The organism is Kushneria marisflavi (genome assembly GCF_002157205.1).
GTDB lineage: Bacteria > Pseudomonadota > Gammaproteobacteria > Pseudomonadales > Halomonadaceae > Kushneria > Kushneria marisflavi.
In genome coordinates this window covers 1,869,276-1,892,874 of the sequence record NZ_CP021358.1, presented here as the reverse complement: position 1 = coordinate 1,892,874, position 23,599 = coordinate 1,869,276, and the positions used below count along the sequence as shown (strand labels likewise).

26 protein-coding genes are annotated in these 23,599 nt (G+C 59.9%); 11 read left to right on the top strand and 15 right to left on the bottom strand.

What is annotated here, in order from left to right; all coding sequences use genetic code 11:
* The first annotated feature begins 212 nt into the window (after window positions 1–212).
* Genes B9H00_RS08655 through B9H00_RS08635 form a run of 5 tightly spaced genes read left to right on the top strand, consistent with a single transcriptional unit; the run spans window position 213 to window position 3,553 of the window.
* Window positions 213–764 (top strand): GspH/FimT family pseudopilin, encoded by a 552-nt coding sequence (locus tag B9H00_RS08655; RefSeq protein WP_086900325.1) that lies wholly within the window; start codon window positions 213–215, stop codon window positions 762–764.
* On the top strand, window positions 752–1,189 hold the full coding sequence (locus B9H00_RS08650) for a type IV pilus modification PilV family protein (protein WP_157663204.1): 438 nt from the start codon (window positions 752–754) through the stop codon (window positions 1,187–1,189). The genes B9H00_RS08655 and B9H00_RS08650 overlap by 13 nt, the downstream gene beginning before the upstream one ends.
* The gene (locus B9H00_RS08645) at window positions 1,186–1,518 is read left to right on the top strand and encodes a PilW family protein (RefSeq protein WP_147376557.1); all 333 of its coding nucleotides are present in this window, start codon (window positions 1,186–1,188) and stop codon (window positions 1,516–1,518) included. Before B9H00_RS08650 ends, B9H00_RS08645 begins: the two co-directional genes overlap by 4 nt.
* 15 nt (window positions 1,519–1,533) lie before the next feature.
* Window positions 1,534–1,842, top strand: a complete 309-nt coding sequence (locus tag B9H00_RS08640) for a hypothetical protein (RefSeq protein ID WP_086900322.1) — start codon at window positions 1,534–1,536, stop codon at window positions 1,840–1,842.
* Entirely contained in the window at window positions 1,829–3,553 is a 1,725-nt protein-coding gene (locus B9H00_RS08635) for a polymer-forming cytoskeletal protein (protein WP_086900321.1), read from the top strand. Before B9H00_RS08640 ends, B9H00_RS08635 begins: the two co-directional genes overlap by 14 nt.
* A gap of 109 nt (window positions 3,554–3,662) precedes the next feature.
* Here the strand turns inward: B9H00_RS08635 and B9H00_RS08630 are convergent, their stop codons facing one another.
* Both B9H00_RS08630 and rluF read right to left on the bottom strand, forming a co-directional pair.
* Window positions 3,663–4,499 (bottom strand): YrhK family protein, encoded by an 837-nt coding sequence (locus B9H00_RS08630; RefSeq protein WP_086900320.1) that lies wholly within the window; start codon window positions 4,497–4,499, stop codon window positions 3,663–3,665.
* A gap of 122 nt (window positions 4,500–4,621) precedes the next feature.
* Window positions 4,622–5,656: a 23S rRNA pseudouridine(2604) synthase RluF gene (gene rluF / locus B9H00_RS08625; RefSeq protein ID WP_086900319.1), complete on the bottom strand. Its 1,035-nt coding sequence runs from the start codon at window positions 5,654–5,656 to the stop codon at window positions 4,622–4,624.
* A 164-nt stretch (window positions 5,657–5,820) separates the two neighbouring features.
* On the opposite strand from rluF, the gene B9H00_RS08620 reads away from it, so the two are divergent.
* A complete protein-coding gene (locus tag B9H00_RS08620; RefSeq protein ID WP_157663203.1) occupies window positions 5,821–7,149 on the top strand; it encodes a DUF2254 domain-containing protein in 1,329 nt (442 codons plus the stop codon).
* Window positions 7,150–7,195: 46 nt separating this feature from the next.
* Here the strand turns inward: B9H00_RS08620 and B9H00_RS08615 are convergent, their stop codons facing one another.
* Entirely contained in the window at window positions 7,196–7,678 is a 483-nt protein-coding gene (locus tag B9H00_RS08615) for a GNAT family N-acetyltransferase (protein WP_086900317.1), read from the bottom strand.
* A 222-nt stretch (window positions 7,679–7,900) separates the two neighbouring features.
* Here B9H00_RS08615 and B9H00_RS08610 point away from each other — a divergent pair, with 222 nt between their 5' ends.
* Window positions 7,901–9,466 carry a methyl-accepting chemotaxis protein gene (locus B9H00_RS08610; RefSeq protein WP_086900316.1) on the top strand — a complete coding sequence of 522 codons (1,566 nt, stop codon included), beginning with the start codon at window positions 7,901–7,903 and terminating at the stop codon, window positions 9,464–9,466.
* A gap of 104 nt (window positions 9,467–9,570) precedes the next feature.
* Here B9H00_RS08610 and B9H00_RS08605 read toward each other — a convergent pair whose 3' ends face one another.
* The 7 genes from B9H00_RS08605 to B9H00_RS08575 form a co-directional block, all read right to left on the bottom strand.
* The gene (locus tag B9H00_RS08605) at window positions 9,571–9,774 is read right to left on the bottom strand and encodes a cold-shock protein (RefSeq protein WP_086621314.1); all 204 of its coding nucleotides are present in this window, start codon (window positions 9,772–9,774) and stop codon (window positions 9,571–9,573) included.
* A 269-nt stretch (window positions 9,775–10,043) separates the two neighbouring features.
* Complete coding sequence (locus B9H00_RS08600; RefSeq protein WP_086900315.1) at window positions 10,044–10,679, bottom strand: NAD(P)H-dependent oxidoreductase; 636 nt, start codon at window positions 10,677–10,679, stop codon at window positions 10,044–10,046.
* Between the two features lie 128 nt (window positions 10,680–10,807).
* Window positions 10,808–11,086, bottom strand: a complete 279-nt coding sequence (locus B9H00_RS08595; RefSeq protein ID WP_086900314.1) for a hypothetical protein — start codon at window positions 11,084–11,086, stop codon at window positions 10,808–10,810.
* A gap of 89 nt (window positions 11,087–11,175) precedes the next feature.
* On the bottom strand, window positions 11,176–11,856 hold the full coding sequence (locus tag B9H00_RS08590) for a serine O-acetyltransferase (RefSeq protein WP_086900313.1): 681 nt from the start codon (window positions 11,854–11,856) through the stop codon (window positions 11,176–11,178).
* A 46-nt stretch (window positions 11,857–11,902) separates the two neighbouring features.
* Window positions 11,903–12,814, bottom strand: a complete 912-nt coding sequence (locus B9H00_RS08585) for a pyridoxal-phosphate dependent enzyme (RefSeq protein ID WP_086900312.1) — start codon at window positions 12,812–12,814, stop codon at window positions 11,903–11,905.
* A 2-nt stretch (window positions 12,815–12,816) separates the two neighbouring features.
* On the bottom strand, window positions 12,817–14,019 hold the full coding sequence (locus B9H00_RS08580; protein ID WP_086900311.1) for an MFS transporter: 1,203 nt from the start codon (window positions 14,017–14,019) through the stop codon (window positions 12,817–12,819).
* The gene (locus tag B9H00_RS08575; RefSeq protein ID WP_086900310.1) at window positions 14,016–14,801 is read right to left on the bottom strand and encodes an alanyl-tRNA editing protein; all 786 of its coding nucleotides are present in this window, start codon (window positions 14,799–14,801) and stop codon (window positions 14,016–14,018) included. Before B9H00_RS08575 ends, B9H00_RS08580 begins: the two co-directional genes overlap by 4 nt.
* 312 nt (window positions 14,802–15,113) lie before the next feature.
* On the opposite strand from B9H00_RS08575, the gene B9H00_RS08570 reads away from it, so the two are divergent.
* A complete protein-coding gene (locus tag B9H00_RS08570) occupies window positions 15,114–16,517 on the top strand; it encodes an aminotransferase-like domain-containing protein (RefSeq protein WP_086900309.1) in 1,404 nt (467 codons plus the stop codon).
* Between the two features lie 8 nt (window positions 16,518–16,525).
* Here B9H00_RS08570 and B9H00_RS08565 read toward each other — a convergent pair whose 3' ends face one another.
* From B9H00_RS08565 to B9H00_RS08545, 5 genes are all read right to left on the bottom strand, one after another.
* Window positions 16,526–17,185, bottom strand: a complete 660-nt coding sequence (locus B9H00_RS08565; protein ID WP_086900308.1) for an HD domain-containing protein — start codon at window positions 17,183–17,185, stop codon at window positions 16,526–16,528.
* 7 nt (window positions 17,186–17,192) lie between these two features.
* Window positions 17,193–17,531 carry a tRNA-binding protein gene (locus tag B9H00_RS08560; protein ID WP_086900307.1) on the bottom strand — a complete coding sequence of 113 codons (339 nt, stop codon included), beginning with the start codon at window positions 17,529–17,531 and terminating at the stop codon, window positions 17,193–17,195.
* Between the two features lie 71 nt (window positions 17,532–17,602).
* The gene (locus B9H00_RS08555) at window positions 17,603–18,418 is read right to left on the bottom strand and encodes a mechanosensitive ion channel family protein (RefSeq protein WP_086900306.1); all 816 of its coding nucleotides are present in this window, start codon (window positions 18,416–18,418) and stop codon (window positions 17,603–17,605) included.
* Between the two features lie 27 nt (window positions 18,419–18,445).
* Window positions 18,446–19,606, bottom strand: a complete 1,161-nt coding sequence (locus B9H00_RS08550) for a hypothetical protein (RefSeq protein WP_086900305.1) — start codon at window positions 19,604–19,606, stop codon at window positions 18,446–18,448.
* 91 nt (window positions 19,607–19,697) lie between these two features.
* On the bottom strand, window positions 19,698–20,285 hold the full coding sequence (locus B9H00_RS08545) for a manganese efflux pump MntP (RefSeq protein WP_086900304.1): 588 nt from the start codon (window positions 20,283–20,285) through the stop codon (window positions 19,698–19,700).
* A 290-nt stretch (window positions 20,286–20,575) separates the two neighbouring features.
* On the opposite strand from B9H00_RS08545, the gene B9H00_RS08540 reads away from it, so the two are divergent.
* The 3 genes from B9H00_RS08540 (at window position 20,576) to mmuM (ending at window position 23,488) form a co-directional block, all read left to right on the top strand.
* Window positions 20,576–20,917, top strand: coding sequence for a zinc ribbon domain-containing protein YjdM (locus tag B9H00_RS08540; protein ID WP_086900303.1), 342 nt, complete (start codon window positions 20,576–20,578; stop codon window positions 20,915–20,917).
* Window positions 20,918–21,092: 175 nt separating this feature from the next.
* On the top strand, window positions 21,093–22,535 hold the full coding sequence (locus B9H00_RS08535) for an amino acid permease (protein ID WP_211329597.1): 1,443 nt from the start codon (window positions 21,093–21,095) through the stop codon (window positions 22,533–22,535).
* Window positions 22,532–23,488, top strand: a complete 957-nt coding sequence (gene mmuM / locus B9H00_RS08530) for a homocysteine S-methyltransferase (protein ID WP_086900302.1) — start codon at window positions 22,532–22,534, stop codon at window positions 23,486–23,488. The genes B9H00_RS08535 and mmuM overlap by 4 nt, the downstream gene beginning before the upstream one ends.
* Window positions 23,489–23,599 lie beyond the last annotated feature (111 nt).

Sequence of the window (23,599 nt, the reverse complement as noted above, 5' to 3'; positions counted from 1 at the left end):
CCAGCTTTTCAGTACTGCCTGAGCTTCAAATGACAAAACCCCGACAGCGTTGGCTGATCGGGGTTTTTATTGATGGGCAGGGAAGGGCACAGGTGTGATCCGCTGGTGCCAGACAGGCTTTGCAATCGCTCAAGTTTTTCTTCCCGAACACGATATTAACTGACCGCCAGCGATTGCGGCATTTTGCCTGGAACATCTGGAGTAGGGTGTCGATGGTCATACAATCCTTTGGCTCAAGCGATGGCAAGGGCGCAAAAAAGGCTGGTGCGCAGAGATTGCACCAGCAGGGGTTTACCCTGATCGAGATGCTGGTCGTGGTCTCGATACTGGCCATTTTCAGTATGCTCGCCATCCCCTCCTATCAAAAAATGATGGCGCATCAGGTACTGGATGATACTGCCAATGCGCTGCTGGTCTCCATGATGTATGCCAGAAACCAGGCGTTAACACACCATTATCCGGTCAGGATTTGTCCAGCGGGAAGTGACCATGAGTGCGGTCAATCCTGGCAGAAGGGCTGGCAGATCATGAGGGGGAGCAAGGACACGACCTTTCGCCGGATCGATGTGAGCGATGTCGATGCAAGACTCATCTCCACCACCTATGGCACCGGTATCCAGGCTGACCCCATCATGTTTAATTCGATGGGATATCTTTCCTCGTCGACCGGCGGATTTCAGCTCATCAGTGAGGACGATGTTCGCTATGTATGCGTCAGCATGAGCGGCCAGGCCTCGGTAAGGTCACGATCATGCCATCTGTAACCCGCCACGAGCAGGCAGGCTTCACGCTGCTTGAGCCATTGATTGCCATGTTGATCATCAGCATCGCTGCCATGGGGCTTGCGGCACTGGTGACAAGAAACATGCAGCAGTCGGTGCTAAGCCATGAGCGTTCCATGGCGGTCAGCCAGGCGTCCAGTCTGATGGAGCAGCTCTGGGCCGGACTCTGCACGCTGCCCGAGCAGGGTTTTGTGACCATCGAGTCGCAATGGCGCGAACAGATGCGCTTGTCGATGGACAATTCCTTGAGACACGCCAACTGGGAAGCGGCGCCGCTGAGGCATTCACTGATGGATGATCAGTTGTTCTATCGGGTCGAGGCAGAAATCTCCTGGGGAGGGAAGGAGCCTTCTTCGCGTCACCAGGTCAATCTGGTCACGATGCTTCCCCGAGTGACCTGCTCGTGAATATGGCACCTCGCCTGTCGAGGGCCAACAGCGCCGGCTCGGGACGGCATGAGCAGGGCCTGACACTGCTTGAAATGATGATTGCGCTTTGCATTGGCAGCTGGGTAATTCTGGCCGCTACAGGCCTTTATCTATCGGTAACTCGCGCCACCCTTTTTCAGCAGGATCTCAATACCGATCAACAGGGTCTGCAATACGTTCAGCAGTTCCTGTCTGATCGCCTGCTACAGGCCGACGCGATCAACCCCGGCAGTACGTCGACGCGACTGGCCCTGGAGTACAAGGGCGCTGCGGGTAGCCAGGGCCAGGATATCGACTGTACCGGGTAGGTTCATGACGATGGTATGAGCCGGGTAGAGACCATCGTTTTTGACGATGACGGGCGTATCACCTGTTATGGAGCGGTTCTGCTTGAGGATGTGGCCGAACTGTCCCTGCGCTACGGCGTTGATAGAGACCGCAATCATTATCTTCAGGAAGAAGAATATCTTGCTGCAGACAAGGTCGATGCCGCGGAATGGCCCAGTGTCGAGGCGATACGCGTCGAGTTTGGTTTCATCAATCATGACGCCAGAGGAATGGCCCGGAAGCATCTGCTGTATTTCGCGCTACATCAAAAGATCATGGCAAGGATTCGTCATGACTCAGTCTAAACCTGAACAGCAGGCAGGTTTTTCACTCATCATCGCGCTGATTATCCTCTCGCTGTCGCTGATGGTGGCAATGCAGGCGTTCAAAACCGTGTTTTATCAAACACGGGTATCGATCGATCACGAAGGAAAAACCCAGGCGATGCTCGCCGCAGAAGCCGGTGCCCTGCGGGCCTATACCCTGCTCTCACTCTCCCCGGGCGAGAAGCTTTTAACGGCAGGCCAGCGCTGGGAAGGCGATGACATTGCCGGTCATGTGGAAGGCATTGATCATCGCGTCGTGTCTCTGGTGGCCCCGGTGGCTTCAGACGATAACACCGCTCGTGCCACTAAAGCCGAATACTGGATCGATAGCGTGGGCCGTGAGTCGGACAGCGGCGGTGATCTGGTGACCATAAAAAGTGTTGGACGTGGCATTGATGACACCCTCTCCAAAGTGACTCTGGTGGCTCGTCTGGAACAGGGAGAAAAGGGTGTTTTCGATGCCCTGATTCAGTCAAAAGGCAATATCAGCCTGACGGGGAGTGGCACAATCGATAGCTATGACTCCAGCAAGGGGGCCTACGGCGGCAGCAACGTTAAAAATGGCGCCGCGGTGGTCAGCAGTGGGTCCGCCTCCGTGATCACCCTGGACGGTGGCTCACCCATCAAGGGCAACGTGACAACCCAGGGAAGCGTGGTATTAAACGGTTCTGCCCGAGTCACCGGCGATATTGATGCTGGAGGAAATGTCGATGTCGCCGGTGGTGGTAGCGTTGTCGATGGCAGCATTCACGGTGGCGGCAATGTCGTGATCGAAAGCAGCGGTCATATCAAGGGAAGTGTCAACACCAATGGAGATGTCACGGTAAAGGGCTATGGCGCCAAAGTGGATGGGGATATCAATGCCGGCGGGACCTACACCAATATGATGGGTGAAGATAATGTCGCGAACGGCACGATTACCCAAAACCAGGGATCAACCATCGCTGTCGATACGGCCGCCCCGGCTGAGGTTGCGTTGTCTGCCACCATGTCGGCACTGGATGGACTGCCCGGCTCCGGCGCCATGAATGTTGGATCATGGCGTTACAATCAGGTGAGGATTACGCCGGAGCAGGTCTCCTATTATGACTCCCAGTACGACGTCCAGCGCTGGCTAACGGATAAATCGGCCACGCTGACCCAAAACATCGATGTCTTCGGAACGCGCTCTTCGGTCCTGAATGTGAAGAATTTCTCGGTGTTCAGTGATGGACATCTTTTCATCAGCGGGGGGGACGTCGTGCTTTACGTCGATGGCGATGCCACCATCAGTGACAGTGCCATGATCACGATTGCAGAAGACGCCACGCTGACCCTTCTGGTCACCGGTCGTTATACCCTGACCGGGTCCGGGGCCGTGGATGTTGCCTCCGACAGGGTGATTGATGCCCGGGGCAAGCCCGTGTTCTCCATTTATTCGAGTTACGATAAACGCAATGGTCAGGCTGGTATTGTCATTAACGGCGCTGCCAGCACTTATGCCGTTATCTATGCGCCTGAAACGCGGGTAGAGGTCTCCGGGAGTGGCGAGCTGTATGGCGCCCTGGTGGCCGGAGACATTTCAGTGTCAGGTGCCGGTGGTGTCCATTATGACGAGGCGCTCAAGGGCGCGGCGAGTGGTCATGGTCATGTTGAGCAGGGCTCGGCAGGCTGGAGCATCGAACAGTTGAAATATTCGCTCGATCAATAATAGGGAAGCCTGCGGCTTTCATCGCGGCTTTTTGACCCTTTGGTAACCCCCCGACAGCGTTGGCTGATCGGGGGGTATCGTTATGGGCAGAGAAGAACGCGTCTTTCTTTCAGGCGGGTTTTGCGGGCTCTACCGTGGTGTTGTCTTCGTACTCGAAGTCGTCATCGAGGTTGTGCTCGGGGTCGTTGAGTTCACCGCGCATGAAGGCGAGCAGGCGCTCGTCGGCTTCGCTGTCCTCGGCGGTGGCATCAAAGCGGTGACGAATGACGATGTTGGCGCGCTGATGGTTGAACAACCCGCCAATCATGAAAAAGGCACTGCCTACCAGAAAGAGCGAGGCCAGCAGGTTATGCAGCTGATCATGGTCCGCCACGCTGTCGAACCCCCAGAGATAGGGAATGGAGGCGACCACGAACAGGACCGAGCCCACCACGAAGGTCACGGCAGTCAGGTTCATCAGCTGCAGGGTGAGCAGGGCAGATGCGCGAATCACCATCATGACGTTGAGGCAGGCGCCGATCAGAAAGAGCACCGAGCCGATGATAAACATCCACGCGCCGATCTCGATCCAGTGCCACCAGGAGAGAAAGAACAGGCTGCCCACGGCGTAAAGCACCGTGCCGATGATATAGACCGCCAGCGAGATGATCTCCAGAAGCTGTGAGGGCGAGGTCTTTTTGCTGTCGCTCCAGAAGCGGCGTACTTCGATGACGTCATGGGCCTGAACGATCAGATAGACCAGTGACCCCACGAAGAACAGCCAGGCGCCGATATCACGATAGTGTTCAAGGCGCGGGTAGAACATCACGCTGCCGACGATGAACATCACACCGCCCAGCTCGTAGAGCACCGCGTTGATGCCTTCCCAGCGGTAGTCCTTTTCGAGGTTGCTCTTGCCTCGGCCCGGCCGGGCAGAGCGGGGACGGTCGGTAAACAGATGCGGCATGACAATGGTCCTGCAGGGAAAAGGAAAAGTGTGGGTCGTCGATGCCGGATTGTATAGCGCGCCGGGCGAGGGCGGTCATGGATTCATGGTGAGCCCACCCCGCCCGGCGGAGGCCGGCGCGATCAGCGTTTCTTGCCGGGCCGGCTGCCCTGAGGGCGTGAGGCGGGCTTGCCGGGGGCTCCGGGTCGGCTGCCCGGTTTTCCCTGGGTCGCGGGTCGGCCGCCGCTGGTGGCCTTTTTACCCGTCCCCGTGCCGGGCTTGCCGGAGGTGGCCTGTGTCTTGCCGGCGGAGGCAGGCTTGCCCTTGCCCTTTGAGTACATTTTATCCAGCGCCGGCTTTCCGATTCCCAGCGGATCGGCCTTTGGCTTGTCTTTCGGGGCGGCCTGGGCCTTTTTGCTGCGGGAGGGCGCCTTTGGTTTGGCAGGCGCTGATTCGTTGCTGGAGCCTTCCGTCATCTCAAGGATCGTGTCGATTTCCCTGGTGGTCAGGTCGCGCCAGTCGCCCATGGCGAGCCCCTTGAGCGAGACGTTCATGATCCGGGTGCGAATCAGTTGGGTGACTTCAAAGCCAAAGACCTCGCACATGCGGCGAATCTGGCGGTTGAGCCCCTGGACCAGCGTGATGTTGAACACAAACGTGGAGACCTTCTCGACCTGACACCGGCGGGTGACCTGGCCCAGAATCGGCACGCCGCGCTGCATGCCTTCAATGAAGTCGTCGGTGATCGGCTTGTCGACCGTCACCTGGTACTCCTTTTCATGCTGGTTGTCGGCCCGCAGGATGCGGTTGACCAGATCGCCGTTGTTGGTCAGAAAGATCAACCCCTGGGAGTCCTTGTCCAGCCGCCCGATCGGGAAGATGCGCGCGCCGTGCTTCACGAACTCGACGATGTTGTCCTTCTCGCTCGACTCGGTAGTACTGACGATCCCGACCGGCTTGTTGAGCGCAATCAGGATCAGGTCCTCTTCTTCCTGGGGCTCGATCTCCTGGCCGTTGACCGTGACACGGTCCCCGGCGACCACCTGATCCCCCGTGCCGGCGCGTCGGCCATTGATCCAGACCTTGCCCTGCTCAACAAAGCGGTCCGCCTCGCGCCGCGAGCACAGGCCGCTTTCGCTGATGTATTTGTTGATTCGGGTCGATGTTCGTAATGGCATGGCGTTTCACAGGGTCAGGAATGATTAAATGGACGTGCGGAGCTTGCGACCGTCAGGTTCTACCCTGTCCGGAGCAGGGAGGGCGACGGCCATGATGCTTTATATCGCATGAATCATGTCGTGCGACGATGGGATACATTTCAACAAGGATAAGTCATCTAACAATGAATACGTCATGGATGCGCGAGAAGTTCCAGCAGTTTCGTGACAGCATCACCTACCTGACCAGCCTCATCATTACGATTTATGTGGTGCTGGGCATCGCGGCGGTCTCGCTTGAGGTGAACAGCCTGCCGGATTTTCTGCATTTTATTAAGTTCGATCAGCCCGGTACGGCACGCTCACTTCTGACCACGCTGATGGCCGGCATGATCTCGCTTTTAGTGTTCAGTTTCTCCACGGTCATGTCCGTGCTGACCCAGGCCGGCAGCAACTTCTCCAACAAGCTGGTGTTCGTCATCATGACGGACAAGCGCCATCAGCAGGTGCTTGGGCACTATCTGGGCACCATCCTGTATCTCCTGATTCTGCTTCTGGTGCCGGCGATCGGCAATACGCCGGATACCTGGCGTTCGCTGGCGGTTTATCTGGGCGCCGTCATGGTTATCAACAGCCTGGCCATGTTTGTACTTTTCATTCATGGCGCCTCCCAGTCGGTACAGATTCATGCGATTACCCAGCGGCTGCTCGTCTCTACCCAGCAGTCGCTGGACAAGCTGAGAAAGCGACAGGAGAACGATGCCTATGCGTATCGCGTCGATCATCCCATTGATCCCGACATCGCTCATGTCATCTATTCCCGCGACAGCGGTTATATCCAGAGCGCCAATTTCGATGCACTGGCCGAGCTGGCGCGTCGTCATGATCTCACGATTCACCTCGGATTCAGCTTCGGCGATTTTGTGGTCAAGCGCTTCCCCATCATGTCGGTCGAGTCAGAGACACCGCCGGGTGATGTGCTGGTCGACCGGATTCTGGGCTGTCTTGAATATGTCGAGGGCGAGTCTACCGAAGATCACTACGTCAACGGGCTGACGCAGTTGATGGAGGTTGCGATCAAGGGGCTGTCTCCCGGTATCAATGATCCGGGCACGGCACGGCTGTGTATTCATCAGGTGACCGAACTGCTGGCGCAGCGCCTGGCCCTGACTCCCTGCAACATGCGGGTGGATGAGCAGGGCCGCTGCCTGATCTGCTGGCAGGAGGAAGGGTTTGAAAGTCTGATGTTCAGGGTGTTTAACCCCATCCTGCACTACGGCGAAAAGGACCTGAGCATCTGCCTGTCGCTGCTGAAGGCCTTCAAGACGCTGTCCAACTTTGCGATGGCGGAAGACCATCGTGTCATTCAGGCCCACACCGATCGCATTATCGCGCTCATGGCGCAGTGTTTTACCACGCCACTGGAAGTCAGCTTTATCGAGGATCGCCTCACCCGGGGCATGCACCGCCTGCGCATCGCCCCTCATCTGCCGGTAGGAGCGCCATCCAACTGAAAGCCGAGCCCATGCACGCCCTTTAGCCCATCCGTCCGATACCGGCTCAGGCTGGCGTGTCATGGCGGGCGAAGTGCTTTTCCATCAGGGTGCAGGGGCGTTCGGGATAGTCCACCATGCCGATTTTTTGCCAGCCGTGACGCTCATAGAGCGTTTGCTGGTTGGCGGTGATCAGATAAAGCCGCGCTTCGCCCCTTGCCCGGGCCGCGTGCTCGACCGTTTCGATCAACTGCGCTGCCAGGCCCTGGCCGCGATAGTCGGGGTGAACGAACACGGCGGCCAGCCAGGGGCGCAGGTCCGGACGTTTCGAGCAGTCGTTGTCGGCAAGGCTTGCCATGCCCACTGGGTAGTCACCGTGCCGCGCCACCCAGGTCAGCGGCAGGCCACTGCCATGGGCGGCGCTGGCAAACAGCAACCGGGCCTCATCGAGCGTGCGCGTGGAATGCACGCCCCACTGGCCATAGCCCCAGGCGCTACAGGCATCGGCAAACTCGGGCTGCTCGTGCAGGGGGATAATTTCGATGGACATGGTGGCCTGTCGGTCAGTATCAGAAGCTGTTGATATAAACCGTTTTAGGGTTGTGTGTACAGTGCTGCCCCAGCTGAGCGGTGACTGAATGCCGGTTCTCCCGCGGTGTCCTCCTTTGGCGCGCGCATCAATGGCCCGGTTTCAAACCCGAGGAGCCGTCATCAAGAAAGCCACGGCGACGTCGATATAACATGCAATTCTGTTTTGCATGAGGAAGTCCCCATGTTGGCTCGTTTGAAAATTGGCCCGCGTCTGGCCATGGCGTTTGGGGTGTTAACACTGCTTTTGATCGCCAGCGCTGTCGTCGGGCTGCTGGGGCTTAACAACATGAAAACGACCGCTGACCGCGCCATCGATACGGATGCCATGCTGTCGCAGAATGCGCTTAACGTACAACGTCTGGCACTTCAGGAGCGACGCTTTGAGAAGGACAGCTTCATCAATATCGCTTCACCCGACAAGGTCGCGTCCTATTACGACAAGTGGGAAGGTGCCCGCGAGACGCTGCAACAGACGCTGACACAGGGTCAGCAGCTTGCACCGACCGAGGAGCTGCGTCAGCTCTACACTCAGGCCGGTCCGGCGCTGCAGGCCTACGCTTCAGGGTTTCGCGCCATTCATCAACGTATTCTTGCAGGCGAGCTGAGTGAGCCGGCACAGGCCAATGCGGCCTTTGGAGAGTACAAGGAGCAGGTTTACGCGCTGGAATCGCTGGCCGATCAAATCAATACGATCGCTGCCGAACGTCTGGGTGGTGCTGAAGAGACGATTTCAGCAGCCCATGGCCGCACCATGACCAGCCTGTTGATTTTTGCCGGTGTCGCGCTGCTGGCCGCCATTGCGCTGGCCATCGTGATTACCCGCAGTATTACACGCCCGCTGAGTCGCGCGCTGCATGTGGCCGAACAGGTCGCTCAGGGCGATCTGACTCAGGAGATCACCGTGACCGGTCGTGATGAAACGGCGCAGCTTCTGAGTGCGATGAAGGCCATGAACGCCTCGCTTCAAAAGCTTGTGACCTCTATTCGCGAGACCTGTCAAAGCGTTCATGTCGGCGCCACCGAACTGTCGCATGCCAGTCACGATCTGGCAGCGCGTACCGAACAGCAGGCCGCCTCGCTTGAAGAAACGGCCGCCAGCATGGAGGAGATCTCCTCGACGGTGAGGCACAACACCGAGGCGACCCAACAGGTCAACACATTGACCATAGAGGCCACCGGCAATGTGCGCAGCAGCAGTCAGGACGTGGTCCACGGTCTATCGCTGATGAAGGAAATCGCCACGCAGTCACAGCGCGTCAACGAGATATTGAGCACCATCGACGCCATCTCCTTTCAGACCAATATTCTGGCGCTCAATGCGTCGGTAGAAGCGGCCCGTGCCGGCGATCAGGGGCGAGGCTTTGCGGTCGTGGCGTCGGAGGTCAGAGCGCTGGCCAATCGCAGTGCGACGTCGGCCGGAGAGATTCGGCAGCTGCTTGAAGAGATGAATCAACGGATTATTTCCGGCGTCACCCAGGCAGAGCGTAGCGGCGGCAGCATTGAGCAGACCAGAGAGGCCATTGAGCAGCTCGCCACACTCATCAATGATATCGCAACGGCTTCTCGTGAGCAGGATGGCGGTGTGGATCAGGTCAACTCCGCCATTGCCCAGATGGACCTGGTCACCCAACAAAACGCGGCCATGGTGGAGCAGTCCACGGCGGCGGCCAGCATGCTGGCAGAACAGGCCGGCCATCTGCAGAAGCTGGTGGCCACCTTCCGGGTTCGTGACACGGCCAATGCCTGAGCGCTGCATGCAGGTATCTTTCAGACACGCAAAAACAACAAGGCCCGCATATGCGGGCCTTGTTGCGTCAGACCTCTCGGCCTGAAGGAAGATTAACCCGGAGGTTAGTCTGCCTGGACGTTTGCAGCCTGAAGGCCTTTCTTGCCCTGAGTCACTTCGAAGGAGACCTGCTGGCCTTCCTGCAGTGACTTGAAGCCTTCAGCCTTGATTTCGGAGAAGTGAACGAACAGATCGTCACCGCCGTCGGACGGAGAGATGAAGCCGAAGCCTTTAGCGTCGTTGAACCACTTGACTGTGCCAGTTGACATATTCGAATTTCCTTGCGCATGACGCGCTATAAAAAGTGACCGGGTGTTGCCCCAGATAAAGCAGGTAAAACAAGGGGGATAAAACCAGGCTACCGAAGGACTTCGAGTGCTACTGACTATATACGACTTGCTAACCAACTGAGGGCATCGTGTCACGATAACGGGGGCAGGGTCAATCAAACGTTCGAAAAGAGTTTTTCATCCGCAGGCATCATCTACAGGAGGCCACGTGGTCGTGTGGCCTCATGATCTGACTCGATGACCTGTCTTCACTCGATGGTCAATACGAAATCTTCCCTGTCGCGGCGTACCTTTGCCCGCTCAGCGCCCGGGTCACGTTCGCTATCGCGATAGCCCAGCGCCATGATGACCACACTTTTGAGCTCCTTTTCCCTTAGACCAAGTGCCTCATCGAGCTTGTCCGGGTAAAAGCCTTCCATCGGTGAGGCATCGACCTTCTCGAGCGCGGCAGCACTCAGTGCCACCCCCATGCCGATGTAGGCCTGACGCGCAGCCCATTCCAGACAGGCCTCATGACTGCCCTTTTGATCCATGACGCCCTTGACCATGTTGCGAAAGCCGTCGAGCTCGCGCTCGTCCTGACCGCGGGTACGAGCCATGTTGGCGATGTGTTCATCGACCTGAGTTTTGAAGTCGCGATCATGCACGGCAAAAACCAGCAGATCAGAACCCTCGATCACCTGCGGCTGAGGTATGGCCTCCTCATGCAGCTGCGTGCGCAGTGCCTGGCTTCTGACATGTACCAGCGACCAGGGGTGCAGGCCAAAGGAGGACGGCGCCAGCCGGGCGGCGTCCATGATCCGCTCAAGCGTCTCCTCGGGCACCTGCTCGCCGTTCATACGCTTGGCAGCGTAGCGCCAGTGAAGGGCATCGTTCAGTAACATGTCGGGTCTCCCAGCAGTGATTAAAACGGCCCGAATCGAGTGCCATGGACAACAGCGGGACTGTCACGGAAAAAGGCCCCGTCAGCACACTGTGCGGACGGGGCCTTCTTCGACACAAGGGGCGCGATCTAGTGTAGCTGGCCGAACCTTTCGATACGATCACGCAGCGCCTGCTCCGGGCCGATCAGCTCGACAAGCTCCGCCTCGGTGAGTTCGATGTCGCGGTGGCGGTTGACGATGCTGGCATAGTCCTCGCCATCCGCCAGGGCCTGTTCCACCAGCATCGACAGCTCCTTGCGGTCGTTGATGGCCGCCGGGTCAAAACTCTGGCGATTACGCTCGTGTTGAATGCGCTGCTCGCGGCGGCAGCGCATCAACAGGTTGTCGGTAATAAAGGGGGCACTCATGGGCTCTATCCTTTGGCAGACGTACCGGACTAATGCTGTGGCGAAGATCAGGCCCTGTCCATGCGGCCTTGGACGTATCACCAAAGGTCTCAGAGGGCAGACATCATTGAGGCGCTATCGTGTCGAATCGAAGGGGCGCCGGGCCGGTCGGATGGCTCGACCCGTGCGGCGTGGTCTGCCCAGGCCCGCTCATGGGGGTGCATGTCGCGCGTGATGATCGACCAGGGATGAATACGTGCATCATCGCCGATCACGATGTTGCCAAGCAGCTGGCTGTAGGCGCCGATGCTGACCCGGTGGCCGATGGTCGGATGGCGCTTGGTGGCCATGTTGGCATTCATGCGTCTTGAGCCGATGATCACGCCGTTGAGAACCGTACAGTCGTCACCGAGTTCGGCGGTTTCACCGATGATGGTGCCGGTGCCGTGATCGACCACAAAGCGCCGTCCGATCGTGGCGCCAGGGTGAATTTCGACACCGGTGGCCACGCGCGCGGCGTGACAGAGCTTCATGGCCATCAACGGCTCGCGCGACCAGCAGGCGTGCGCCAGCCGGTAGGTCGATACCGCAATGAACGGCGAGCAGCTTTCCAAATAGCACTGTTCAAGGCCCCGGTGGGAGGGGTCGCTTTTAATCAGGGCCTCCAGATCCTCGAGGGCCAGGGTCATGGCGGTCTCGTCGTGGCGCTCATCAAGCAGCTCAAGCGTGGCAGTCTCCAGAAAGGGGGTGAGCCGCGCCAGGGTGTAGTAGTAGATGTTATCTCTACGCATCTGCGTCACTTCCGAATCGGGGTATACGGGGTCGCCGCTGGCAGGATCAGGCGGCGTTGCGAACGTGAGGCGGCATTTGCTGTGTCAGGTCCGGGTACCAGTGACCGCCGTCGTAGCCGAGCATGACAATGTGGCGCGCTTCGAGGGCGACCGTCTCGCGCAGCTGCTCCACCACGGCGAGACAGGCCCCGGTGGTGTTGCCAACATGAAAGCCCTGATCGCGATAAAAGCGCCGCTGGGCGATCATCGTCTCCTCAAGAGTGGTGTGGTACACCTCGCTGACCAGCGTCCAGTCCAGAAAGGGCGGGGCGACCCCGACACACATGCCTTCAAGGCGATGATCCACAAACTGCCCGGCCAGCGTGTCACAGCCTTCAGGTTCGACCAGAATCGAGCGCACGTCGAAGTCCATGCGGCGCAGCGCCTGCACCACGCCGGTAAAACTGGCACCGGTGCCGGCGCAGCCGATAAACAGCAGACGTCGCGGTGCACCGGCGTTCATGAGCTGGCGTCCGAGCTCGGCGCCGGTTCCGTCGCGATGTGCCTGCACGTTATCAATGTTGTTGAACTGATCGGTGTAGTAGTAGCGGCGTCCCAGACTCTGTTGATGGGCCAGGTGATATTCGATGACCTCACGCGGCGTGGCGCCATCGCGAAGCTGTGACTTGCCGATCAGCTCGGCACCCAGCCCCTCGAGCAGGTCGCGCTTGTACTGACTGAACCCCAGCCCGACCGCCAGCGCGACATCGACGTTTCTTTTCTGACAGGCGGCCAGCAGCCCAAACCCGAAGTTGCCGCCGGTCTTTTCAATCACCGTGGTATGACCGGGAATGATCTCGCCGGCTTCGATGGCCCGCGCCACGATATGGCTGGCGGCGCGATACTTGTGGCTGCCGCCGGGGTTGTCCAGCTCGAGCTTGATGGAAAACTGCGGATCACAGGAGATCAGACGACTCATGCTCAGGCAACTCCCGAGACAAAGGCGCCATGGCGGCGGCGTGAGAGTACCAGCATGACGCCCAGCAGCATGACGGCGCACAGGGCGGCCGCAATCAGATTGGTGGCCTGCCAGCCAATGGTGGCCTGCAGGACGGCCGGCAGAAAGGCACCCAGCGTGGCCATGACGGCAATGGCCATGTCATTGATGCCTTGAAGGCGCATCGCCCTTGAGCTGTCACCGATGGTATGCGCCAGCAGGGCCCCGCCACCGATGTAGGTGAAGTTCCAGCCAAGACCCAGTACGACCAGGGTCAGTGCCATGCTCAGCCAGCCCTCGGTGGCCACGTTGAGCAGTGCCGTGGTGACCAGCAGCCCCAGTCCGAGGGTGATCATGGACTGATGACCCAGGCGGTTGATCAGGCGCCCGGTGAAAAACGAGGGGAGGAACATGGCCAGCACATGCCACTGAATGGCCGTGTTGACATCGTGAAACGGCGTGTCCAGATCGTGCATATGCAGTGAGGCCTGGATCATCAGAAGGTTCATCACGCCATAGCCGAGAGCCGAGACCGCGATGGCCAGCAGTACATGACGCTGTTTCAGCAGCGGATCGGGCCGGGCGCTGTCCTCGGTGCGTTCACGAGGTGGTCGAGAGGTGCTGTCGGGCAGCATCATGGCGATGCAGGTGGCAAGTATCGCCAGCGGAATGAACAGGCTATAGCTGAGGGCAAAGTGGCCGTAGCCCGGGATATTCCAGAGCACGGCCGAGGCCAGCGGACCGATAATGGCGGCCAGTACGCCCCCGGCCACCACCAGCGACATGGCCCGTGACTTGAGTCCGTCCTTTAGCCCGTCCGTGGCGGCAAAGCGATTGAAGTTGGCGAACGCGATATAAATCCCGAGTGCACCGTGCGCGATGGCCAACAGCACGAAACTCTCGGACTGTACGGCCAGAAAGCCAGCCGCACCGGAGAGGGCGAGAAACGCATTGCCGATCATGAAGCCACGACGGCGCCCCAGATGACTCATCAGCCGGGAGGCTGGATAGGTCGCCAGCATCAGGGTCAGAAACTGAATGCCGTAGGGCAGGGTGGCCAGGGTATCGTTGCCGGCAATCTCGGCGCCCACGATGGCGGCCATGGCCACCGACATGACGGCAGTGGTCAGATTGATCGATTGCGCGCCGAAATAAAGCCAGGTGCGAAAGGGCAGGGGCGTGGTCATGAGACGACCTCGAGGTGACGAGTGGTGCCGACGTGGTAGTCATCGGTGTTGATATGGGCCTGATCAAAGCTGCAGAGCAGTCGCTCCTTGCTCTTGCCGATGTTCTTGCGCCGTACCTGCAGGGGACCAACGGCTTCAGGCGTTTCCAGATGTGTCCCGCCGCAGGGAATGTAGATGTCGCCGTACTGCCAGAACCGCGCGTCGTAATGCTCGGTCAGGTGGTCGGTGATGATCGGCAGATTGTCGGCCATCAACCGGTTGGCCTCGCTCTGGATGGCGCCGACGTCGTCGGCGTGAAAGGGCGTTTCGACAAGAAAATCGAAGCGGGCGGCTTCTTCCTTGATATGACAGCCGATGGTCAGACGCTTGAGGTCGGGCTGATGCGCCAGTGCTGCGGCATAAAGAAAATGGCTGGCCGTATGGGAAAGCGTCAGCCGCGCACGCCGCTCGACATCGATGGTGATGGTGACCGGCATGTCGACTTCGAGCGCGCCAAGACGGTCGATGTCATCAGGATGTACCAGATGCAGGATCACGCCTCCGGATTTGACCCCGGTAAATCCTTCAATGCTCAGCGGCGTGCCGTAGAGCCTTTTGGTCCAGATAAAGCGAAAGGCCCCCACCGGCGTTTCGATGGTGCCAATATCGGCTTCCTGACCGCCGCCTTCGGGGAAGGCCACGGTCCGATCGAGTTCGATGGCCTCGGCATGCAGCGTCGCGATGCGCGCCTCGGCCCGATACAGATACTGATCAAGGTAATAGAGCTTGTCGGTGGTGCGCATCTGACGTTTCTTCCTGTCGATAAATGCCTGATACAGGGACATGAACAAGGCCGGTGGTCGAATTCTGTCCCCTGATGCTCACACGTTTTGAAGGCCACCGAGCAAACAGTCGATAAGATTTTCAGCGAACTGTTAGAGTGTTTTAACAAACAGTGATAAATTGCTGAAAAGCCGATAAAAGGCATGTTCCTGATGCGATCTGACGACATTTCTTGTACCCGGCTACTGAATCGACAGGGCGTTCAAAGACGAGTTTGCAGAGATGGGTGTGCAAGGGCAGGGGCATCAGGAAACGGGGGGCAGAGCGGCCACATGAACAGCAACACGTTTTATCGGCAGATGCGTGAACGCCTGCTGGCGGGCGAATGGGCTGCCGGCCAGCGCCTGCCCTCCATTCGCCATCAGAGTGTCGACAGCGGTGCGAGCCATCACGCCATTATCAGCGCCTATGACCGGCTGGCCGCCGAAGGGCTGATTGAAGCGCAGCAGGGTCGCGGCTATTTCGTAACGGCTTCTCTGGATGCAGGCCGCAGCGCCGGACGCCGGGCCGATACGCTGGCTGATCTGGCTGCCCGTGAAACGGCCGGCTCGGCGATGCCGATGCAGCCGTCCGACCCGCTGTTTGCACTGCTGCAAAGTGGTCCTGAAGCCATCAAGCTCAGCGGCGGCTGGTTGCCCACCGAGTGGCGCAATACCGAGCTGCTGGCCCGCGCGATCCGTCGGACGGCCCGTCTGGAGCAGCGGGCGCTGGTGGAATACGGCGACATTCAGGGCTACCGGCCGCTGCGTCAGCAGCTGGCCCGCCACCTGCAGAGCAAGACCCGCGCCAGCGTGCCGCCGACCCAGATCATCACCACGCTGGGCGCCACTCAGGCGCTGGATCTGGTCATTCGATTGTTGATTCGCTCTGGTGATGTGGTGCTGGTCGATGAGCCCGGCAATGGCAACCTCAACAAGCTGATTGCACTCGGCGGTGGGGAAGTCATTGGCGTGCCGCGTACCGCGACCGGGCCGGATACGGCCTTTATCACCGAGGTTCTGAGCCGGCGCCGAGTGCGGGCGCTGGTCTGCAACAGCACCTTTCATAATCCGACCGGTGGCAGCCTCTCGGCGCGCAACGCCTTTGACATCCTGCGTCTGGCGATCGCCCATGACTTTCTGATCATCGAGGACGATGTCTACGGCGACTTCGCCAGCGGCAATCACCAGAGCTTTGCCGACCTGGATGATCTGGATCACGTCATCTACATCGGCAGCTTCTCCAAATCGCTCTCCTCGTCACTGCGCATCGGCTATATCGCCTGCTGCGCGGAGATGATCGAGCCGCTTTTGCAGCTCAAGCTTCTGACATCGGTGTCGGTGCCGGGATTTTGCGAGCGCTTCGTCAACACGATCCTCTCCGATGGCTCGTATCTGCGTCACATGCGCAAGGTGCAGCGCGATCTCATGGCGCAGCAGGCGCTGACCCAGCAGCTGTTGCGCGCCCGTGGCTGGACGTTCGACATCATTCCTGACGGCGGCATGTTTCTCTGGGCCCGCCACCCGGGCATCGCTGACATGGACGCCTTCATTCGCCGGCTGGCCGGTCACGATGTGCTGTTGCTGCCGGGCTCGGTGTTTACCGTCGGCAATCGGCGAGAGGCGGCACTACGTATCAACGTGGCGCACTTCACCCCGGAGATGGCGCCGCTGTTCGAACCGGCCGCGCCCGAATAAAAGCGCCGTCACCGGACCGGCGCCTCGCCGATCTCTTCCAGCAGGGCCTCCCGAAAGGCCAGAAGCCGTGCATGACGCTGCGCCGCCAGCTGTTGGCCGGTGGCGGTCTGAAATCCCTCCCTGAGCGTCAAAAGCTTGGTTTTGAAGTGATCCAGCGTGAAACGTTGATCATCCAGTGCTCGCTCATGGGCCTGCGGGTCGAACGGGTCATAGAGCGCATTGCCCATCTGCCCGGCCGTGTAGAAACAGCGCGCCACGCCCAATGCGCCCAGCGCATCAAGCCGGTCGGCGTCCTGCAGTACCCGGGCCTCCAGGGTTTGTGGCGCGATTCGCGCCGAGAAGCTGTGGGCCTCAATGGCGTGCGCAACCATATCAATACGGGAAGTCTGCCAGCCAAGGCTTGAGAGAATTTTCCTGGCCTGCTCGGCGGCCAGTCTTGAGGCCTGTGAACGACGTGAATCGTTTTTGGCCACGTGGACACCGTCATGAAGCACGGTGGCAGCCAGCAGCAGTTCGCGGTCGCCGCCTTCCTCGGCGGCAATGCGCTGCACGTTGCGCCACACCCGTACCAGATGGGCCAGATCGTGAGCGCCATCAGCGTCATCAGGCAGACGGGCCAGCAGGGGGTCGGCCAGCGCCTGGTGCGGAGCGAAAAGAGAACAATACATGGCCGTTCTACATCAATCGGGTACCCAGCGGCACATCCTGATCCGGCACGCACAGCGCCACCGCACCGTCTTCGTTGTGAAAGCCGGTCACCAGACACTCCGACATGATCGGGCCGATCTGCTTGGGCGGGAAGTTGGTCACCGCGACCACCAGACGCCCCACGAGCGTTGCCGGGTCATACAGTTCGGTGATCTGCGCGCTGGACTTGCGCATGCCGATCTCGGGGCCGAAATCCACCTGCAGTACATAGGCCAACCGACGCGCCTTTTCAAAAACCTCGGCATGCGTAATGCGCCCGACGCGCAGCTCCACTTTCGAAAACTCTTCCCAGCTCAGTGTCGACACCGATGGCTCCTTTTGTGCGGTTGATATTAAACACGCGCTGATGGTTCAGGGTCTGTCTCGGCATCATGGTATCAACCTGCCGCCGCCGGTGCGGACACTTCCGTGGCGCCCAGCGCCTGAATCGCTTCCTTGCCGCGCACGGTCAGGTCGCTGATGAAATGCCCCTGGTCGCGCATCTCGAACGGATAGCAGCGCAGTTCGATGTGTGTGCCGACCTTTGCCTGCTCGACAAAGACGATGATCGGCTTGTCGTAGCACAGCCAGGCGCTGGTGAGGGCGACATCGCGCAGGGCGGCGCGCATGCGCTGGGCATCGAAGGGGGGCGCGATATAGAAATCGGCCACACACATCAGCGTGCGCTCGCCGTCGTTGGAGTTGGCAATGTTGTTGTCCCAGAGCTTCAGGTTCGGCACCGTGATGATGTCATCGTGCAGGGTGCGAAGCGTGATGGCGCGCATGCCGACCGAGCGCACTTCACCGTAGTCGCTGCCAATCTTTACCCAGTCGCCGGCCCGCCAGGGCGTTTCAAACTGGGCAACAATCCCGGCAATCAGACTGCTGATGTAGTCCTTGAAGGCAAAGCCGAAGGCCACACCGACCGCGCCGGCAATCACCAGGAAATTCTCCACGGTGACCTTGACCACCATCGGTATGATCCAGATCACGGCCAGCGCCGTGGCTGCCAGGCGAAAGATCGGTACCGCCCCCAGAAGCCACAGCCGCAGCCGATTGGGGCCACGCTCGGCGACCCAGGGCAGGGTGCGCTTGACCAGCGTAATGGCAAGCCAGGTGCCCAGAATGATCAGGGCGATGGTGACAAAGTCGATGTCGCCGATGCTTCGAATCATGCTGGCGGCTTCAGGGGAGGACGATGCCTGCTGTGCCATGAAAGCTCCTTGAAAGGTGGGGCCGGATCAATACCCGTCGAGTGGAAAGCCTGCCGTGGCCAGCCCATCGCGAATGGCGGGGTAGGCACTTGCCCGACAGTAGTAGCATCCGTCCCGTTCACCGATGAAGCCCGCACGATGCAGCGCATGATGCATGCCCTGAAAGCCGGGGTCGGGTAGCACGCGCTCGAGCTCGCCGGCGCTGAGACTGCCGTGAATCAATAGCGCCTGCAGGATCAGCAGGGCTTGGGTATCGTCACTGCCGGGCAGTGAAAACTCCTCGAGCGCGACCACCCAGAGCGTTTGCTGGTCGTTTTCGCTCAAGTCGTTGTCGGCGTCATCGCTGGCCTTTTTAAGGCTGCGCTGCCAGAGGTGCCAGGCGACCCAGGCGATGCCGCGGCTGCGGGCGGCCAGGGTTTCGAAGTACTCCAGACGTGGCTGGCCCTTGCGATTGAGGGCAAAGATATTCTTGCCGTTGCGGCTCAGGCGAAAGCGGGTGCCTTCCTCGGTCTGCTGTCTGGCAATGTCGGCCAGCCAGCGGCGCAGGCGCGGCTCATCAAAGGGCTCAAAGGTCAGCGGTTCGGGCAGGATCAAATGCACATCAACGGCCTTGCACAAAAATGCCCAGGCCCAGCTGTTGCAGCCGATCACGCAGTGGCGCTTGAGTCCGGCCAGCGTAGTTAAAAGCTTGCGGATCAGGCCCAGCCCGCAGCGGTGACGCAAAAACCATGCCTCCAGCCGTGGAATGACCAGCACACCGTCACCGGAGAGATCCAGCGCCAGTTCGGGCGTTTCGATCAGCAGGGCGTCGCGTGTGGGCGGGGCCAGCACCTCGTGATGATGACGCTGCGCCCAGTGCGACAGTAGATCCTGTTCATCGCACGGCGGCAGCACCAGGGGTTTGATCCACTGCTTTGGGGCCGGGTTGGTCGCCCACGATGCCAGCGTCTCGTCGAGCTCGGCCAGCAGCGGGGCACAAAATGCCGGCGTGGCCATGTCACTGAACACATCGACGGAGTCATCAAGGCGGTCTTCGGCGATAAAGGGGCGCTGGTCGCTGCGCGTCAGCAGCGTGCGGATGCGTAGTGCGGCCATCTTGAGCGCGGCACGCTCGGGCCAGGCCGGGACATCAACGTCCTCCAGCGGCACGAGCGGATGGGTCTCGGGTGGGGGCGTGGTATTGATCATGACAACAAGGGCGCTCCTGCAGCCGGGGCAATCACGGCTGATACCGCAACGTTACGTTACGTTATAGCGCAGGATAAGCGTTCAGGCGATGCTACAGCAGTGCCTGAAGGGGCATCGGAGCATAGAGGTGCTCATATAAAATGGCGCCGCCGAGCCCCATGAGCAGCACGCCGCCGACAATTTCGGCGCGCTGACCGATCACGCTGCCAAGCACCCGGCCAAGCATCATGCCCGTGGTCACCATCACCATGGTGGTCACTCCGATCGCCAGCGCCGCCAGGGCAATATTGACGTCGACGAAGGCCAGACTGATGCCGATCACCAGAGCATCGATGCTGGTGGCCAGCGCGGTCAGCATCAGCATGCCCAGCGACTGGCGTGTCGAGGTGGCCGGGGCGTCACTGTCCTGGGTCATGCCGGCATACACCATGCGCGCGCCAAGCCCCAGCAGCAGGGTAAAGGCGATCCAGTGGTCCCATTGGGAAATCATCTGGGCGGCGGCAAGTCCCAGCCCCCAGCCGATGACCGGAGTAATGCCTTCGATGGTGCCAAACAGCAGGCCGGTACGCAGAGCCTCCTGAAACTTCGGGCGAGCGTTCCCGGCTCCCTTGCCAAGGGCGGCCGCAAAGGCATCGGTGGACATGGCAAGGGCAAGAAAGGCAAGGGCAGCTGGGCGCATGAAATACCGGGCGGTCGCAACCGCTTGTCGTCAGGAAATGATCCGACCGGAACGAGCCGGTCTCAGTGAGCCGCGATAATGCCGGGGTTTTATAAAAAATTCAATAAAAACAATTATCTATAAACCATGGGTGCACTTTTTGCCAAAGAGGGAATTCATTAACCTCGTTTACACATCAAGGCGCGCCGTCAACAACCTCGCCGTCACATCGTGCTGAAAGCGGGTACCATGGCGCCCTCACGGCCTGTCTGTTCGGGCCACGCTCTTCTCTCAACGACAGGATAATACTCATGTCTGCTATGCCCGGCTGTCCCGCCTGCGAGGCCGATTACACCTACGAGGACGGTGCCATGTTCGTCTGCCCCATGTGCGGGCACGAGTGGGCGCAGGCCGGTGACACGTCTCCCCTCGAGGAAGGCAGCAGCGTTCGCGATGCCAACGGGAATACGCTGGTCGATGGCGACACGGTCACGGTGATCAAGGACCTCAAGGTCAAGGGTTCCTCATTGGTGGTCAAGGTTGGCACACGGGTCAAAAACATTCGTCTGGTGGAGGGTGACCATGACATCGACTGCAAAATCGATGGCATCGGCGCCATGAAGCTGAAATCGGAGTTCGTTAAAAAGGCCTGATTGAGATATTGCCGGGCGAACCCACGTCGATGGATCAGTGTTTCACGTGAAACATTACGAGAATGGATATTCGATGCAATGGGTGACGCCACGCCCATGGGTCGTATAATGCCGCCTTCTTATGCCTTTTATTTATTGAAAGGCGTTTTTTTATGGCAACCGGCAGCAGAGCGTCATGAGCAACACCTCATCTGATGGCCCGGAGATTCCGGAGCCCCGCGGCACGTCCCGCGATTTCAAGCGCAGCATGCAGTCGCGCCACCTGGTGATGCTGTCACTGGGCGGTGTGATCGGTACCGGGCTTTTTCTGAGCTCGGGTTATACCGTCAATCAGGCCGGCCCCATGGGGGCGATTCTTGCCTACCTGATCGGCGGGGTAGTGGTCTATCTGGTGATGATGTGTCTGGGCGAACTGTCCGTGCACATGCCCGAAACCGGTGCCTTCAGCGCCCACGCCACTCGCTATATCGGCCCCGGCACCGGCTATACGGTCGCCTGGCTCTACTGGCTGACCTGGACGGTGGCGCTGGGCTCGGAGTTCACCGCCTCGGGCCTTTTGATGGCGAAGTGGTTTCCGGACGTGCCGATCTGGATCTGGAGTGCGCTCTTTGCGCTGATTGTCTTCCTGACCAACGCCTTCACGCCAAAGATCTTTGCCGAGACCGAATTCTGGCTCTCACTGATCAAGGTCGCCACCGTGGTGATTTTCATCATCGTCGGCGCTGCGGCGATTTTCGGTCTCGCCGGGCCGGAAGGTCAGCCGGCCCCGATGTTTCACAACCTCACCCGCGAAGGCTTCTTTCCTACCGGCGTCATGCCGATTCTGGTCACCATGCTGGCGGTGAGCTTTGCGTTCTCCGGCACCGAGCTGATCGGCATTGCGGCAGGGGAAACCGAGGACCCGGAAAAGAACGTGCCGCGCGCCATTCGCGCCACGCTCTGGCGGCTGGTGGTCTTTTTTGTCGGCACCATCGTGGTGATTGCTGCGATGCTGCCGCGCGAGCAGGCCGGGCTGGTCGAAAGCCCGTTCGTCACGGTCTTTGCCATGACAGGCATTCCCCATGCCGCTGACATCATGAACTTCGTAATCATCACCGCGCTGCTGTCGGCGGCCAACTCGGGGCTGTATGCCGCCTCGCGCATGCTTTGGTCACTGGGTGAGCAGCGCACCCTGCCCTCGATGTTTGCCCGCGTCACTCGTGGCGGCATTCCGCTCAATGCGCTGCTGTTCAGCATGCTGGGCGGGCTTTTGGCCCTGCTTTCCAGCGTCTTTGCGGCTGATACGCTCTATCTGGTGCTGGTGTCGATTTCCGGCTTTGCCGTGGTGGCCGTCTGGATGAGCATCGCCGTCAGCCAGCTATGCTTTCGTCGCCAGTTCGTGCGCGGCGGTGGGGACCCGGCCACGCTCGGCTATCGTGCGCCCTTTTACCCCTGGGTGCCGCTGAGCGCCTTTATCGCCTGCCTGCTCTGCTTTATTGGCATCGCCTTTGACCCCACTCAGCGCATCGCGCTCTACTGCGGTATCCCCTTTATTGCGGTGTGCTATCTGGCCTTTTATCTCACCGACCCGCGCCGCAAGGGCGGGGCCGATTCCTCTGCCGTGAAGGAGACCTCATGACCACGACGCCTGATCCCATTGCCCGGGCCCTGCTCGATCACCCGCTGCTGATCGTTGACGGGGCGCTGGCCACTGAACTTGAAGCGCGCGGCTGTGACCTTAACGACAGCCTCTGGTCGGCACGCGTGCTGGCAGAAACCCCCGACCTGATCCGCCAGGTGCATCTTGATTACTTCCGCGCCGGTGCCGATATCGCCATCACGTCAAGCTATCAGGCCACCATTGAGGGTTATATGGCTCGCGGCATGAGCGAGGCCGAGGCGCTTGAGCTGATCACGCGTTCGGTCAGCCTGGCGGCCGAGGCACGTGATGATTTCTGGAATGAGGGCGGTCACGAAGGGCGGCCAAGGCCGCTGGTGGCGGCCTCGGTCGGCCCCTATGGGGCGTACCTGGCCGACGGCTCGGAGTACCGTGGCCACTATGATATCGATGAGGCCGGGCTGGTGGCCTTTCATCGTGCCCGCCTGGCCGCCCTGGCGGCGGCTGGTGCTGACGTACTGGCCTGTGAAACCCTGCCCTCGCTCGTCGAAGCGAAAGCCCTGGTCACGGTGCTGCGGGAATTTCCCGACATGAGCGCCTGGATCACCTTTACCGCCCGTGACGGCGAGCACATCAGTGAAGGCACGCCGATCGCCGAATGTGCCCGCTGGCTCAATGACCAGCCGCAGGTGGCCGCACTCGGCGTTAACTGCACCGCACTCGAACACATCCCGTCGCTGCTTGAGCAGATGTCGGCCGTGACCGACAAGCCGCTAATCGTTTATCCCAACTCGGGCGAAACCTATGACGCGACCAGCAAGACCTGGCAGGGCGGCTGTGATGTCGCCCACGGCGCCGGTTTTGGTGAGCAGGCTGCGCAGTGGTACGCGCGCGGCGCACGTCTGATCGGCGGCTGCTGTCGCACCACGCCCGAGGATATTCGGTCAATTGCGGCCTTTCGTGCCGGACTTTGATTTTTCGAGCCCGTGAGTGATGATAATGCCCGCCCTTCGGCGGGCATTTTTTCGTCCTGCCATTTGCCGCTCTGACCGCAGGACAGCGATAAAGGGGCTACGCTTTCGGGC

What these genes read in the sequence shown, in the direction of transcription:
- B9H00_RS08605 (WP_086621314.1), bottom strand. Translation starts at nt 9,774, where the DNA reads ATGTCAACTGGCACAGTCAAGTGGTTCAACGACGCTAAAGGCTTCGGC.
- B9H00_RS08610 (WP_086900316.1), top strand. Translation starts at nt 7,901, where the DNA reads ATGTTGGCTCGTTTGAAAATTGGCCCGCGTCTGGCCATGGCGTTTGGG.
- B9H00_RS08570 (WP_086900309.1), top strand. Translation starts at nt 15,114, where the DNA reads ATGAACAGCAACACGTTTTATCGGCAGATGCGTGAACGCCTGCTGGCG.
- B9H00_RS08545 (WP_086900304.1), bottom strand. Translation starts at nt 20,285, where the DNA reads ATGCGCCCAGCTGCCCTTGCCTTTCTTGCCCTTGCCATGTCCACCGAT.
- B9H00_RS08580 (WP_086900311.1), bottom strand. Translation starts at nt 14,019, where the DNA reads ATGACCACGCCCCTGCCCTTTCGCACCTGGCTTTATTTCGGCGCGCAA.
- B9H00_RS08640 (WP_086900322.1), top strand. Translation starts at nt 1,534, where the DNA reads ATGAGCCGGGTAGAGACCATCGTTTTTGACGATGACGGGCGTATCACC.
- B9H00_RS08600 (WP_086900315.1), bottom strand. Translation starts at nt 10,679, where the DNA reads ATGTTACTGAACGATGCCCTTCACTGGCGCTACGCTGCCAAGCGTATG.
- B9H00_RS08650 (WP_157663204.1), top strand. Translation starts at nt 752, where the DNA reads ATGCCATCTGTAACCCGCCACGAGCAGGCAGGCTTCACGCTGCTTGAG.
- B9H00_RS08655 (WP_086900325.1), top strand. Translation starts at nt 213, where the DNA reads ATGGTCATACAATCCTTTGGCTCAAGCGATGGCAAGGGCGCAAAAAAG.
- B9H00_RS08635 (WP_086900321.1), top strand. Translation starts at nt 1,829, where the DNA reads ATGACTCAGTCTAAACCTGAACAGCAGGCAGGTTTTTCACTCATCATC.
- B9H00_RS08535 (WP_211329597.1), top strand. Translation starts at nt 21,093, where the DNA reads ATGAGCAACACCTCATCTGATGGCCCGGAGATTCCGGAGCCCCGCGGC.
- B9H00_RS08575 (WP_086900310.1), bottom strand. Translation starts at nt 14,801, where the DNA reads ATGCGCACCACCGACAAGCTCTATTACCTTGATCAGTATCTGTATCGG.
- B9H00_RS08540 (WP_086900303.1), top strand. Translation starts at nt 20,576, where the DNA reads ATGTCTGCTATGCCCGGCTGTCCCGCCTGCGAGGCCGATTACACCTAC.
- B9H00_RS08565 (WP_086900308.1), bottom strand. Translation starts at nt 17,185, where the DNA reads ATGTATTGTTCTCTTTTCGCTCCGCACCAGGCGCTGGCCGACCCCCTG.
- B9H00_RS08615 (WP_086900317.1), bottom strand. Translation starts at nt 7,678, where the DNA reads ATGTCCATCGAAATTATCCCCCTGCACGAGCAGCCCGAGTTTGCCGAT.
- B9H00_RS08620 (WP_157663203.1), top strand. Translation starts at nt 5,821, where the DNA reads ATGAATACGTCATGGATGCGCGAGAAGTTCCAGCAGTTTCGTGACAGC.
- rluF (WP_086900319.1), bottom strand. Translation starts at nt 5,656, where the DNA reads ATGCCATTACGAACATCGACCCGAATCAACAAATACATCAGCGAAAGC.
- B9H00_RS08590 (WP_086900313.1), bottom strand. Translation starts at nt 11,856, where the DNA reads ATGCGTAGAGATAACATCTACTACTACACCCTGGCGCGGCTCACCCCC.
- B9H00_RS08585 (WP_086900312.1), bottom strand. Translation starts at nt 12,814, where the DNA reads ATGAGTCGTCTGATCTCCTGTGATCCGCAGTTTTCCATCAAGCTCGAG.
- B9H00_RS08550 (WP_086900305.1), bottom strand. Translation starts at nt 19,606, where the DNA reads ATGATCAATACCACGCCCCCACCCGAGACCCATCCGCTCGTGCCGCTG.
- mmuM (WP_086900302.1), top strand. Translation starts at nt 22,532, where the DNA reads ATGACCACGACGCCTGATCCCATTGCCCGGGCCCTGCTCGATCACCCG.
- B9H00_RS08630 (WP_086900320.1), bottom strand. Translation starts at nt 4,499, where the DNA reads ATGCCGCATCTGTTTACCGACCGTCCCCGCTCTGCCCGGCCGGGCCGA.
- B9H00_RS08555 (WP_086900306.1), bottom strand. Translation starts at nt 18,418, where the DNA reads ATGGCACAGCAGGCATCGTCCTCCCCTGAAGCCGCCAGCATGATTCGA.
- B9H00_RS08595 (WP_086900314.1), bottom strand. Translation starts at nt 11,086, where the DNA reads ATGAGTGCCCCCTTTATTACCGACAACCTGTTGATGCGCTGCCGCCGC.